The sequence below is a fragment of the Brachybacterium sp. NPDC056505 genome, from assembly GCF_042794925.1.
In the GTDB taxonomy this organism is placed as follows: Bacteria; Actinomycetota; Actinomycetes; order Actinomycetales; family Dermabacteraceae; genus Brachybacterium; species Brachybacterium kimchii.
Window position 1 is genome coordinate 1 of record NZ_JBHTSV010000012.1, and the last position, 13,784, is coordinate 13,784.

A 13,784-nucleotide genomic window follows, 5' to 3' on the forward strand; every position below is an offset into this window, starting at 1 on the left:
GGAATGTGGGGGGTTTCGCGCTGTCGGGGGGGCCCCGCCCCCGCGGCCGCCCCGTAAGCACGAGCCCGCGCGGCCTGACGCGACGCACGAACCGGTTGCCATGGGCGCCCATGGCAACCGTTTCGTGCTTCTCGAGCGCAGGGACACGGCCGACCTCCCACGTCGGCCGCCGTCCCGACCGCGCCCGCCGCCCTGACGCCCCGTCGGCCGCTCAGGCGGTGATGGTGGCGGTCGAGGAGCCCGACGCGCTGCGGCGCACGTGGATCTGCTCGGAGATCTGGGTCTTGAGGTCGCCGACGTGGCTGACGATGCCGATGGTGCGGCCGTGCTGGGCGAGGTGGCCGATCTCGGCGACGACGGTCTCGAGGGTCTGCGGGTCGAGCGAGCCGAAGCCCTCGTCGATGAACAGGGTCTCCATGCGCACTCCACCGGCCTCACCGGTGACGATGTCCGCCAGACCCAGGGCGAGGGCGAGGGAGACGAAGAAGGTCTCGCCGCCGGAGAGGGTCTCGGGCACGCGCGCCTGGTCGGTGCGTCGGTCCATGACGAGCAGGTCGAGGCCGGTCTTGCGGGCGCCGCGGGCGCCGTCGTCGCGCAGCAGCTCGAGGTCGGTGCCGGAGAAGCGGGCGAGCCGCGCGTTGGCGGCGTCCACGACGTCCTCGAACCGCCGCATGAGCACGAAGGTCGACAGCGGGATGCGGCGGCCGTCGGCGGAGCGGGCGGTGGCGAGGTCGGCGACGCGCACCACCACGCCGGCGCGCTCGCTGACGCCCCTGACCTCGTGCATCGCCTTGTCGAGCGCCTCGAGGACGGCGGCGGAGCGCTCGGCGACGGCACCGAGGCGGGCCGCGACGGCGGAGGCCTCGCGCAGGGCGTTCTGCGCCGCGACGAGCTGTTCGCCGGCGGTGGAGGCGGCGACGCGGGCGGCCTCGAGCGCCTCGTCGCTCGGGTCGGCATCGGACACGCCGTCCTCGGCGAGGCCGTCGGCGTGGCGCGACTCCTCGACGGCGCGCTGCTGGAGGGAGGCCGTGAGAGTGCGGCGCTCGGCCTCCGGCAGCACGGCCTCGCGCACGGCGGCGTCATCGGCGAGGGCATCGCCGTCGACGAGGGCATCGTCGTCGACGAGAACGTCGTCGTTGGACGCGGCGTCGCGCGGCGCGCCCGCCGCCGACGTGTCGTCCTCCGTCCGCTCCTGGGCTGTCCGTTCCGCCTGCTCGCGCAGTGCAGCCCGCGCGTTCTCGCGGGCGGCCTCGGTCTCCTCGGCGAGGCTCTCGGCGCGCGCCGCCTCCTCGGTGGAGGCGCGAAGGGCCTCGCGCAGGGCGGTCGCGGCGCGGGCGCGGGCTGCGTGGTGGCCGCGGCGCGCGGCGATCGATTCCGCCTCGCCGCAGGCGTCCGCCACGCGCGCGCGATCCTTCTCGAGTGTGGCCGACGCCTCCTGCTGCGCGGTGCGCTCGCGCTCGAGGGCGAGGGCCTGCTGGGAGCGCTCGGCGGTGAGCTGCGAGGTCGCCTCGTCGTGGGCGGTGATCGCGGTCTCCGCTTCGGAGGCCTCGGCCTGTGCGGCCGTGGCCTGCGCGGTGGCCTCGCGGGCGGCCGTGTGCGCGGCCTCGGCGGCGTCGGTGTCGAGGCCGCCGGCGCGCTCGCGCAGGGTCTCGAGCTCGCCTTCGATGACGGCCTTCTTCTGCGCGGCATCGTGGTAGGTGCGTTCGGCCTGCTGGCGCTGGGCCTCCGCCTGCTCGACCTGCTCGGCGTCGACGGCATCGTGCGTGGGGGTGGCGGGATGCGGGTGGTCGGCGGATCCGCAGACGGGGCACGGGGCGTCGTCGCCGAGATCGACGGCGAGCTCGGCGGCGATGCCCGCGAAGCGGCGTCGACGCAGGTCGGCCTCGGTCTCGGAGGCGAGGCGCGCGGCCTCGAGGGTGCTCGCCGCGAGGGTCTCGGCCTGGGTCAGCGCGGTCTGCTGCTGAGCGGCGGCGCGGGCGGCCTGCAGGCGTTCGGCGGCGGTCTTCTCGGCGAGGCGCGCGTCGGCGAGGCCGGAGGCACGGGTGCGGGCGTCGTCCCGAGCGGCGAGGAGCTCCTGCTTCGCGGCGGGACGGGCCGCGATGGTCTCGTCGAGGGCGGCGAGGTCGCGGGCGGCACGGTCGCTGCGCTCGGCACGGTCGGCGAGCTGTGCGCCGCGGTTCTCGAGGCCCTCCTCGAGGGAGGCGAGGTCGGCGAGGGCTCCGGCGCGTGCGGTGTCCTCCTCGGCGGAGGCGCCGAGCGCGGCGGGGGCGTCCTCACCGGACAGGAGGTCGGCGATCTCGGGATGCTGGGTCCGGGTGGTCTCGGCGAGATCCGTGAGGTCGCGCTCGGCCCGGGAGGCTGTGCTCGCCGCCTGTTCGCGGCGGCGCAGCAGCTCGGCGACGGGGCGGGCGGCCTCGTCGCGGGCGAGGCGGGCGCGGGCCGAGCGGATCTGCGGCGCGGCGGCGTCGAGGCGCGCGCCCAGGGCGTCGAGCTCACGGCGGCGGTCGATACGTGTGCGCGCGAGGGCGGTCTGCTCTGCGTGGGCGCGGGCGGACGCCTCGGAGGCGGTCTGGGCGTCCTGGTCCTGCGCGGCGTCGGCCGCGGCCTGCCGGCTCGCTTCGAGGTGCTCGCGGGCGGCGGCGCCGAGCTCGTCCAGGCGCAGCGCCTCGGCATGGCCCTCGAGAGCGTCGAGCGGCTCGCCCTCCACGCCGACGGCCTCGACGAAGCGGGCGAGGGAGCGGCCGAGGGATCCCTTCGCGGCGTCGACCTCGCGCTTGGCCTCCTTGCGCATCTCCTCGAGCTGCTTCTCGACGTCCTGGTAGATCTCGGTGCCGAACACGCGCTGCAGCACCTGCTGGCGCTCGGCGGTGCCGGCGCGCAGGAAGCGCGCGAACTCGTTCTGGGGCAGCAGGACGGTCTGGGTGAACTGCTCGCGGCTGAGGCCGACGGCGCGCTGGATCTCACGGCCCACCTCGTCCAGTCGGGTCGCCAGGGGCTCCGCCGCGCCGACCGGGGACGATGCCGCGTCGGCCGCGCCCGCCGCGCCCGCTATGCCCGACGGGGCGTCCGTTCCGTCGGCCGCTCCCCCGGTGACCTCCTCGATCACGCCGGGCAGTTGCTCGGGCGAGCCGAGCCGCCACAGCAGCGCCTTGGCCTGCTGCTTCGTGGTGCCGGTGCCGCGCTTCTTGGCGCGCTCGTACTCGGGTTCGCGGTGGACGCGGAAGATGCCGGCGCCGGTCTCGAAGACGAGGTCGACCACGCTCGCGGAGTCCGCGGAGGCGAACTGGGAGCGGATCCGGTCGCTGCTCGCGCCGCTGCCGGCGACGCTCCCGTACAGGGCGTAGACGATCGCGTCGAGGATCGTGGACTTGCCGGAGCCCGTCGGCCCCTCGAGGAGGAACATGCCGCTCGCGCCGAGCGCGGCGAAGTCGATGTCGACGGCTCCCGCGAAGGGGCCGATCCCTCGCAGGTGCAGGTGGTGGAGCTTCACGAGGCCTCCTGATCGCGCGAGCGCACGGCCGTGTACGCCTCGTCCATGACCTCGTGCTCGCGCGCGCTGGGCTCGCCGCCGGTGACGTAGCCCAGGAACTCGTCCATGACCTCGAGGGGATCGGCCTCGCGTCGCACCTCGGGCGCCGCCTCGCCGGCCTCGCGCCCCTCGGGCTCGTAGGAGGTGAGCAGCAGGTGCGGGTAGGCGGCGCGCAGGCGCTCCTGCAGGTGGGCGGGACGGGCGATGTCGGTCACGGTGGCCTTCAGCCAGTCCTCGCCGTGCGCGCCGGCCTGCGCGAGCAGGGACTCGAGGTCCCCGCGCAGGGCGGTGAGGCGGCGGGGCACGGGCGTCCCGATGCGCTCGACCTCGATCTCCCCGGGTGCTCCGAGCTCGACGAGGAGCACGGACTTGCGGTGGTCCTTCTCGGAGAAGGAGAAGGCGAGCGGGGAGCCCGAGTAGCGGGCCGGGGAGCCGACGGACCGCGTGAGGTCCTGGCATCCGTGCAGGTGGCCGAGGGCCACGTAGTCGAACCCGGCGAGCACGGGCGCCGGGACGGAGTCGACGCCGCCCACCGAGAGGTCCCGCTCGGACTCGCTGGGCTCGCCGCCGCTGACGAAGGTGTGGGCGAGCACGACGGTGCGGGCCCCGGGATGCTCGCCCGCGCGCTCGCGCACCCGGTCCAGGGCGGCGCGGGTGACGGCCTCGTGGCTGCGGCCCAGCGGCTCCTCGCCCTCCGCGACGAGCCGGTGACGGGCCGTGTCCGGCTCGAGATAGGGCAGGCCGAAGAACAGCACCTCGCCGTGCTCGTCCTCGACGCTCACCGGATGGTCGAGCCCGGGGGTGTCGGTGAGCAGGTGGACGCCCGCACGCATGAGCTCGCGACCGAAGCCCAGGCGGTCCGCAGAATCGTGGTTGCCGGGAGTCAGCACCACGGTCGCGGTCTCCGCGAGGCGCGAGAGGGTGCGCCCGAGCAACCGGATCGCGGGGATCGGCGGCACGGCGCGGTCGTACACGTCGCCGGGGATCACGACCACGTCGACCTCGCGCTCGCGCACCAGGTCCACGAGCCAGTCGTGGAAGGCGACCTGGTGTTCGTGCAGGTCCTCGCCGTGCAGGGTGCGCCCCAGGTGCCAGTCCGAGGTGTGCAGGATCAACATGTCAACGAGCCTATGCGGAGGCGCGGACATCCGAGCCGGCGACGCCCCGGCCGCGTCCGGTGCAGACCGCCGTCCGGCGCTGACCGCCGTCCGGCACTGATCGCCGTCCGGTGCGGCTCGTCTTGAGCCGCTCGGACACCGGCGCGAGGATGGCTGCATGACGTTCACCCGACGCACCCTGCTCTCCGCCGCCGCGATCACACCGGGGGTCCTCTCGGCCTCCGCGGCCTGCGCCGAGCCCGCTGCCGACGCCGAGCGGGGAGGCGCACGGCGGGGCTTCCGCCGGGCGCTCGCGGACCTCGAGACCGCCCACGACGCCCGGATCGGGGTGAGCGCCCGCGTCGTCGGCGGCTCCGCTGCTCTCACCCACCGCGGCCACGAGCGCTTCGCCCTCGCCTCCACGGGCAAGGTCCTCACCTCGGCGCTCGTCCTGGGAGAGGCCACCGACGAGCGGCTCCAGCAGATCATCCGCTTCACCGCCGAGGATCTCGAGGAGTACTCCCCCGTCACGAGCGAGCACGTGGACGAGGGGATGCGCCTCATCGAGCTCATCGACGCCGCGCTCACCCGCAGCGACAACACGGCCCAGAACCTGCTGTTCACGGAGCTGGGCGGACCGCGCGCGGTGCGGCGCCGACTCCGGCGCCTGGGCGACAGCATCACCCGGACCGACCGCACCGAGCCCGAGCTGAACACCGCGATCCCCGGCGATGCCCGCGACACGACCACCCCCGCCCAGATGGGGGCCGACCTCGCGCACGCGACGCTCGGCCACGGCCTCGGGCGCAATGCCCTCGGACGCGACCGCTCGGCGCAGCTGCTCGCGATGATGCGCGCGAACACCACGGGGGACGCGGCGATCCGCGCGGGTGTCCCGTCGACCTGGACCGTCGCGGACAAGACCGGCGCCGGCGGCTACGGCACCAGCAACGACGTCGCCGTGATCACCCGTCCGCATGCGGCGCCTCTCGTGCTCGCCGTGTACACGACGGGCCGCACCGAGGACGCCGAGCTGCCGACGGACCTGATCGCCCAGGTCACCCGGCACGTGGTGAACGGCCTGGGCTGAGCGCGCACCGCGTCGTCCCCGACGCGGCCCCGCAGGGCGTGGCACGATCCTTCACACGGCGCGAGGAGCGGGGTGCGTGATGGGGCGGACGGCAGCACCGGGCAGGGACGCCCGGATCGAGGCCTATCTCGGCGCGTGGGGCGACCTGTGGAGCGCCATCGACGCGCTCCCTGCCGAGGCCTTCGCCGACCCCTCGGGGTGCCGAGGCTGGCTGGTGCGCGACCTCGTCTGCCACCTGGTGATCGACGTGCAGGACGTGCTGATCACGCTCGCGCCCCCGGCCGGGACGTCGGCAGAGGCGCGGGGCGCGATCCCGGTCGGGGCGCACGCCGGGACGTCGGCCGACGCGGAACCGCAGCGCCCCGTCGACGCGGCGGGCTACTGGAGCATCGTCGACGCGCCCACGGGCGAGGACCCGCTCGATGCGCTCATCCCCCGCCTCGCGCGCGATGCGGGACGCCGACCCGCACCGCCTCGTCGAGACGCAGGGCATGGTGCTGCGCGCGGGGGACTTCGCGGACGCCTACGTGCTCGAGTGGACTCTGCACCATCTGGACCTCGTCGAGGGGGCATCGGGCACCCCCGGTCCGTCGGCCGCCTCCCTCGCGCGCGCCCGCGAGCTGCTGTTCCGTGTCATCGCCGGACCGGGCGACGCACCGTCGATCGACGTCCCCGACGCGGATCTGCTGCGGATCCTCACGGGCAGGCGGCTCGCGTCGGCCGGCGAGCTCGCGGCGCTCCCGCCCCGGATCGCGCAGGGCCTCCCCTACCCCGTCGGCTGAAGGAGTTCACGACGCCGTTCGGCGGAAGCCCGCCGCCCGACGGAGCCGGCCGACGCAGCCGGCCGGCGAAACGGGACGGCGACACCCTCCGACCGATCAGCCGCGATAGGTCGACTCGTCGAGCCCCGACATCGTCGGGTCGTGGTCGAGGTGTCCCACCGCGTCCATCGAGCTCATCCAGTGGTAGAAGTTGTCGCCGCGCTCGCGCAGGCGCTCGTAGAGGTCGGCGAGCATCGCCCGGCGCGGCTGCTCGAGCAGGGGGTCCTCGAAGCGGTTGGAGAGCTCGTCGGGATCCGACTCCAGGTCGTAGAACTCGTTGCGCGACTCGGGATTCACCACGAGCTTGAAGCGGGGCCCGCGCAGCATGCGCTGGGCGATCGGGAAGTGGTGGCCATGGAACTCGCACAGCACGTTCTCATCCCACTCCGGACGCTCGCCCCGCACGATCGGCAGCAGGGAGCGGGAGTCCACGGCGGGGTCCGTCGGCCGACCGGCGAGATCCAGGAAGGTCGCGGGCAGGTCGATGAGGCTCACGAACTCCTCCCGCACCTGCGCCGGGCAGCCGGGGACGCGCAGGATGCCGCCCGTGCGGTAGATGTCGTCGTACATCGCCGGGCCCTTGTCGTGCAGACGGTGGGAGCCGGTGAACTCGCCATGGTCCGAGCTGAACGCGACAGCGGTGGTGTCCGCGAGGCCGAGCTCGTCGAGCGCGGCGAGGATCCGCCCGAACTCGCGGTCGATCATGGTCACGTAGCCCCAGTAGACGGCGATGAGCTTGCGCGACTGCTCCTCCGTCATGGTGTCGAACGCCCAGTGCCCGGAGTAGTTGCGCTGCACCGGCGGCTTGTCGGCGAAATCCTCGGCGACCGATCGGGGCAGCTCGACGTCCGCCGGGTCGTACATGTCGAAGTACTCGTCGGGGATCACGTAGGGCAGATGGGGCCCGGAGAAGCTCGAGACCACGAAGAACGGCGCCTCGCCGCTGCGCGCCCCCTGCGCGTAGCGGGCGAGCATCTCGATGGTGCGGTCGGCCAGGTAGTGCTCGAAGGTCGCCTCTACGGGCTGGTGCAGGCGCGCGGCCATGAGGTTCCCGACCTCGCCGTTGGGGAAGGTGCCGCGGATGCGGTCGCTGATCTCGTACGGAGGATGCCCGTTCTCCTCGAGCCACGCCAGGTAGTCGGGGTGGTCCACGGCGTTGTGCCAGCCCGGGTAGTGCTCGGCCTCGAAGCCGAAGTCCGCGGCCGTGCGCTCCTCCCCCACGTGCCACTTGCCGACCAGCCCGCACTCGTAGCCGCTCGCCCGCAGGTCCTCGGGGACGGTCCACTGGTCCTCGGGCAGGTCCTCGATGTAGCCGACGTTGCGCTCGTGATTGGCCAGCAGCTTGTGCCGGAACGGGGCCGCCCCTGTGAACAGGGACGCGCGCGCCGGCGTGCAGATCGCCGTGGGCGTGAACCAGTTCTCGAAGCGCGTGCCCTGGGCAGCGAGGGCGTCGAGGTGCGGGGTGCGGCAGACCGGACTCCCGTAGCAGCCCAGGGTGTCGACCCGATGCTGGTCCGTCATGAGCATGAGGATGCTCCGTCGGGCGGAGCCGGGGGCGTCGGGGGCTGGGGCGTCGGGGGCAGCGGTGGCGGTGGCGGAGGCATCAGACGTGGGGGTGCCGGTGGCGGAGGTGGCGGAGCCGGAGGTCATGATCGGAATCCTTCCATCGAGGATGTGGAACGTGCGGTGGGACGAAGAACGAGGCCGAGAGCCGCCCCGCACCCCGGGCCCGGAGCCCACTTCGGCCTGAGCCTGGGCCGTGAGAAGTACGAAACCGTTGTGATGGACGCTCTTGGCAACCGTTTCGTACTTCTCACGGCCCGACGGGGCGCGTGGGGCGTCCGGGTGCGCGGGGCGCACGGAGCCCGGGCGCGAGGGGCGCGGCGCGGGACGGTCAGCCGCGGGCGGCGGCGGGGGTGTCGGCGATGTCGTCCATCTGCTCGAGCTCGAGGTTCTTGGTCTCGGGCACGAGCTTGAGGACGAAGAGGATCGAGGCGAGCGCGATCAGCGCGTACACCGCGTACGTGGTCCCGATCGACCACGCCGCGAGCACCGGGAAGGTGAGGGTGACCGCGAAGTTCGAGGCCCACTCGACGCCGCCCGCGACGGAGGTCGCTGCGCCGCGCATGCGGTTGGGGAACATCTCGCCGATCAGCACCCACATGATCGGGCCCCAGGTCCCCGCATAGGCGCCGACGTACAGGCACAGGGCGAGCAGCGCCAGGATGCCGAGCACCGGCGAGGACGCGAGATCGGGGGCGGTGCCGCCGCCGTCCTGCGCGACCTGCGGAGCGGTGAGCATGATGATCGCGGTGACCACGAGCGCGGCGAACATCGAGATCGATCCCCACAGCAGCAGCGGCCGCCTGCCCACCCGGTCCACGAGCAGCATGCCCAGAATGATCGCGACGACCTTCACCGCGGTGAGCACGAGGGTCTGCTTCAGCGCGTCCTGCTCGCCGAAGCCGATGGTCGCGAAGATCGTGGTGGCGTAGTAGAAGATCGCATTGATGCCGACCAGCTGCTGCAGCGCCGCCAGGCCGATGCCCACCCAGACGATGCGCTGCAGCCGGGAGGTGCCCGGGACGAGCAGGGAGCGGAACCCGCTGCCCCGTCGACCGGAGTCTCCCTGCTGACCGGAGCCGCCGCCGGTGAGCGAGCGGGCGATCTCCTCGACGCGCTGGTCCACGCCCTCCTCGCCGACGGTGCGGGCGAGCACGGAGCGGGCCTGGTCGGTGCGCCCGTGGGCGATGAGGAAGCGGGGCGATTCGGGGATCAGCAGCGATGCGACCAGGTAGATCACGCCGCCGAGCGCGACCGAGAGGAACGCCCACTGCCAGACCTCGAGGTGGATGCCGACGAGGCTCAGCTGCGAGGTCGACAGCGGTGCGTCGCCCTCCGGGGCCGGCGCCGCGCCGAGCATCGCGTCGCCCAGCAGGCCGCACACGAACAGGCCGATGATCAGCATGAACTGGCGCAGGGAGACGAGCATGCCGCGCATGGAGGCGGGCGACGTCTCGGAGACGTAGGCGGGGGCGATGGTCATCGCCGCGCCCATCGCCATCCCCGAGAAGACCCGCCAGAACAGGAACATGGCCATCGAGTCGCCCACGAAAGCGGTGCCCACGGAGGAGACGATGAACAGGATCGCGGCGACGATCATGATCGCCCGTCGGCCGATCCGATCCGAGAGCCGCCCCGCGAGGAACGCGCCGAGCACCGCGGTGAGCACGCCGAACGCGACGGCGAAGCCCAGCATCCCGGTGCTCGCGCCGGTGTGGAAGGCGAGCGCGTTCTTGATGACGTTCAGGGACATCGCGTCCCAGCCGAACATGAGGCCGGAGATCGAGGCGGCCAGCGCGGCTCCGAGCGCGCGGCGCCGTGCGGCGCGCGGGACGACCGGCGTCGCCTCGGGGGCGGGGACGTCCGGGCCGGGCCCGGCGGAGGTCGTGGACGGGTCGGGGTGTGTCATGCGATCAGGTCCTTTCCTGGTCGGCGGGGGCGATGCGGGGTGCGGCGGGGTGCGGTCGGGTGGGATGCGGCTGGGTACGAGGCGGAGTGGGATGCGAGGGGGGCGATGTGCCGACGCGACGTCGTGCGCTGCGCCGATGCGCTGGTCGCGGCGGTGGTTCAGGTGCGTGGGTGGAGGACGACGAGGGCGGCGCCGGTGGCACCCGCGAAGGCGTCGAGCCGTCCGCGCTCGAGCGGGATCAGGGGGAACCTCTCCCCCACGTCCTCGGCGACGAGCGGGCGGACCGCCTCGAGGAGGCGGTCGTCGGCGTCGAGGAGGTCGCCGGTGAGGATGACTTCGTCGGGGTCGACGATGGTGGTGGCCAGCACGATCGCCCGAGCGAGCGCACGGGCGACGCGGTCCAGCACCCCGCGCAGCTGCGGGGCGTCGTCCGCGAGGGCCTCGCGCAGGGCGGACGGTGAGCGCAGCACGACGCCGTGGCTGCGCAGAGCGGCGAGCACCGCCGGCGTCGAGGCGACGGTCTCGAGGCATCCGGAGCGTCCGCAGCGGCACGCCATGCCGGGGATCTCGACGGGCAGATGGCCGATCTCGCCGGCCATGCCGTCGGCCCCCAGGTCGAGGACTCCGTCGCGCACGACGGCTCCGCCGACGCCCTGGTAGCAGCGGACGTGCAGGGTGGTGCGGTGGCCATCTCCCGCGGCGAGATGCTCGGCGAAGGCGGCGCAGCGGGTCGTGTTGTCGACGTGCACGGGGACGCCGTAGCGCGCCTCCAGGGCTTCGACGAGCCCGTGCCAGGGTGCGCGCTCGGGACGCGTGAGCGCGGCAGGGCCCGAGATCCCGAGGCCGACGCCGCGCAGGGCGCTCGGGCGGGCCGACGGGCGGCCGTCGGCGCCGTCGAGCTCCGCGAGCATGCGCAGCACGAGCTGCTGGCGACGGGCGGCTCCGAGGCTCTCGTCGTGGGTCTGCTCTCGGCTCGCGAGGACCTCGCCGAGGGTGTTCAGGTGGACGATGCGGACCGCGCCGTGGGCGAGGTCGATGCCGATCGCCCGCACGGCGGCCCGGTCGATCGCGACGCGCTCGGTGGGGCGTCCGCGGCCGGGCTGCTCGTCGTGGCCGACGACCTCGACGGCGCCCTCCTCGACCAGGCGGGTGAGCACGGCGGAGACCGTCGAGCGGCTCAGTCCCGTCGACTCGGCGATGAGCGCGCGGGTGAGCGTCCCGCCGTCGCGGAAGGCGTCGATGACTTCGGCCTCGCGCGGATGGGCGGGAGTCGGCGGCGACCCCGTCGTGGACATGCCCCCACGCTAGGGGTGGCGATTTCCTCCATCTCGCCGGTGCAGAATCACCGACGAGATGAGACGTGGTTCACATCCCACCGAGAGGTGAGTTGTTGTGGTCAAAGCACCCTTTTGACGACACCAACTCACCTCTCGATGTCGCGATGAGGCGACAACTCACCTTTCGATGCTCGATGCGATCCTCGATGCAGCGAGGCATCGCGCTCAGCGATCACCGGCCGCGACGGTTCCGTCCTCGCGCGCACCAGGGCCGTCGGCCGCGAGGCCGCGCTCGTCGGCCGGGAGATGGCGACGCGAGGAGACGAGGATCCCGACCCAGCACAGCGCACCCAGACCCACGATGACGGCGAGCACGACCTGCACGTCGACGAGGTGGGCGACGGCGGCGATCACCGCGGGGGCGAGGAAGCCCGCGTAGGCGGCGGCGTAGAAGACGCCCATGAGCCCGGCGAGGTCGCGCGAGCCGGCGATGCGCTGCACCTCGAGCAGGGAGGAGACCAGCGCGATGCCCATGCCCACGCCGATCACGACGTTCGCGCCCAGGCCGATCGCGACCGACTGCGTGCGGATCGCGAGGGCGACGGCGACGATGCCCAGCAGCATGATCCCCACGGCCGCGACGAGGCCGCGGGCGGATTCGAGCGAGTGCACCCTCTGGGCGAGCGGCTGGATCGCGCTGGAGACCCCGAGCGCGATCACCGTGGCGGCGGTCGCGCACACCAGGCCCCAGCTGCCGGTCGCGCCGGCCAGCTGGGTGGGCAGGTAGCCGTAGCCGATCGCGGCGGAGCCGAAGATCCACGGCGCCCCCAGCAGCACGACGCGCGTGAACCGGCGGTGCCCGGCGCTCGGCACCGCGAGCTGGCGCCACCAGGGTCCGGCGAGTCCGCCGGGGACGCGCCCCTCGGGCAGCCGCGCGACGATGACCAGGAAGGGCACGGTCAGCGCGAGGTGCACGAGGAAGGGCAGCACCTCGGGCAGCGGCCCCCACTGGGCGACGAGCCCGGCCAGCAGGGCGCCCGCCGCAGAGCCGGTCGTGAAGGCGAGGGAGGCGCGGCGCGCACCGGAATCCGCGGAGGCCCCGGGGTCGAAGCGCCCCTGGGAGAGCTCCTTGATCCAGGCGTTGCCCACGGCCATCGCGACGCCGACGGCGATGCCCGAGAAGAGGCGCCCGACGCCGAGGAACACGGCACTGGTGGGACCCAGTGCGAGCAGGACGCTGCCCATCAGCGCGGCGAGCACGCCCACGAGCATGAGCGGGCGCCTGCCGTGGCGGTCCGAGAGGGACCCGGCGATCAGCAGAGCGGGCGCGAGTCCGAGCACGTAGACGCCCAGGAAGATGTTCACGAGCAGGGAGGAGAGGTGCTCGCGGCCCTCGTACATGAGCAGCAGCGGACTGAACTGGTTGCCCGCCCACGAGCACACGAACACCGCTCCCCAGGCGGCGATCCAGGGCTTCACGCCGCTGCGCCGAGCGCGGGCCTCCAGGGCCTCCGACTCCGGCTCCAGCGCGGCAGGCGGGGCCGCCGGGGCCGGCACGGCCGATGGGGCTGACGGGGCCGGCGCGTCTGACGGGTCCGGCGCGTCTGTCGCGGCCGACGGGGACGGTGCGTCCGACGGGGCCGACGGGGACGGTGCGTCCGACGGGGCCGACGGGGACGGTGCGTCCGACGGGGCCGACGGGGACGACGGGGCTTCGAGGATCGTCTCAGCTTCCGTGACGCTCACAGGGCGCCTCGATGGGAGGCGACGTGCTCGTGCAGGGTGCTCGCGTAGGCGGCGGCATCGCCGTCGGCGAGCGCCCGCGCGAGCGCGCGATGGTGCTCGAGGGAGGTCTGCAGCTGCTCGGGCTGGACGCGCATGAGCTGGTGGCGCAGGCGCTGCTGGCGATCGCGCAGGGTCGAGGTGAACATAACGGCGACGGCGTTGCCCGACCCCTCGATGACGGCCGAGTGGAAGCGCGAGTCCGCGTCGATGAAGGCCGGGACGTCCTGGGCAGCGATCGCGCGGGACTGCTCCTCCAGCAGCGCCTCGAGCGCGGGGCCGAGGTCTGCGGCCGCGCCGTCGGCGATGACGCGGGCCGCGGCGGAGGACTCGATGGCCTCGCGCATCTCGAGGACGTCGCGCGCCTCGTGCGGGGACATGGGGCATACCACGGCGCCGCGCCGGTGCTCGAGGTTCAGCAGACCCTCGGCGGCCAGGCGCAGGAACGCCTCGTGCATGGGGGTGCGGGAGAGCTCGAGCTGCTGGCGCAGCGCGTTCTCGCTGATGCTCTCGCCGCCGGCCAGGTCGCCGCGGATGATGGCGCTCTTGACGTGCTCGTATGCGCGCTCGGCCGCAGCCTGTGCGGGCGATGCGCTCTCGTCGTGCTCGGTGTTCACGGCATCAGACTAGACCCTTGCATGCAAGCTTGCACGCAAGCTGCGGACGGCTCGTGATGCGCGGAACGCGCGGGGGCCTCGACGCGCGTAGCGTGGGTC

The 13,784-nt window shown here is 73.7% G+C and carries 8 protein-coding genes and 1 pseudogene; 2 read left to right on the plus strand and 7 right to left on the minus strand.

From position 1 onward, the window contains the following. Positions 1-211: 211 nt before the first annotated feature. Both ACFQ53_RS08770 and ACFQ53_RS08775 read right to left on the minus strand, forming a co-directional pair. Positions 212-3,490, minus strand: a complete 3,279-nt coding sequence (locus tag ACFQ53_RS08770) for an AAA family ATPase (RefSeq protein ID WP_377858264.1) — start codon at positions 3,488-3,490, stop codon at positions 212-214. Beyond that, entirely contained in the window at positions 3,487-4,647 is a 1,161-nt protein-coding gene (locus ACFQ53_RS08775) for an exonuclease SbcCD subunit D (RefSeq protein ID WP_377858267.1), read from the minus strand. The genes ACFQ53_RS08770 and ACFQ53_RS08775 overlap by 4 nt, the downstream gene beginning before the upstream one ends. A gap of 157 nt (positions 4,648-4,804) precedes the next feature. On the opposite strand from ACFQ53_RS08775, the gene bla reads away from it, so the two are divergent. Continuing rightward, a complete protein-coding gene (bla, locus tag ACFQ53_RS08780; protein ID WP_377858270.1) occupies positions 4,805-5,716 on the plus strand; it encodes a class A beta-lactamase in 912 nt (303 codons plus the stop codon). A gap of 79 nt (positions 5,717-5,795) precedes the next feature. Continuing rightward, positions 5,796-6,269, plus strand: a pseudogene (locus tag ACFQ53_RS08785) (maleylpyruvate isomerase N-terminal domain-containing protein); the annotation flags it as partial. 325 nt (positions 6,270-6,594) lie between these two features. Here ACFQ53_RS08785 and ACFQ53_RS08790 read toward each other — a convergent pair. The 5 genes from ACFQ53_RS08790 to ACFQ53_RS08810 form a co-directional block, all read right to left on the minus strand. Beyond that, positions 6,595-8,187, minus strand: coding sequence for a sulfatase-like hydrolase/transferase (locus tag ACFQ53_RS08790; protein ID WP_377858273.1), 1,593 nt, complete (start codon positions 8,185-8,187; stop codon positions 6,595-6,597). 244 nt (positions 8,188-8,431) lie between these two features. Beyond that, a complete protein-coding gene (locus tag ACFQ53_RS08795; RefSeq protein WP_377858276.1) occupies positions 8,432-10,009 on the minus strand; it encodes a sugar porter family MFS transporter in 1,578 nt (525 codons plus the stop codon). A 158-nt stretch (positions 10,010-10,167) separates the two neighbouring features. After that, positions 10,168-11,304, minus strand: a complete 1,137-nt coding sequence (locus tag ACFQ53_RS08800) for an ROK family protein (protein ID WP_377858279.1) — start codon at positions 11,302-11,304, stop codon at positions 10,168-10,170. A 207-nt stretch (positions 11,305-11,511) separates the two neighbouring features. Beyond that, entirely contained in the window at positions 11,512-12,765 is a 1,254-nt protein-coding gene (locus tag ACFQ53_RS08805; RefSeq protein ID WP_377858281.1) for an MFS transporter, read from the minus strand. Positions 12,766-13,028: 263 nt separating this feature from the next. After that, positions 13,029-13,685, minus strand: a complete 657-nt coding sequence (locus tag ACFQ53_RS08810; protein WP_377858284.1) for a GntR family transcriptional regulator — start codon at positions 13,683-13,685, stop codon at positions 13,029-13,031. Positions 13,686-13,784: the final 99 nt, after the last annotated feature.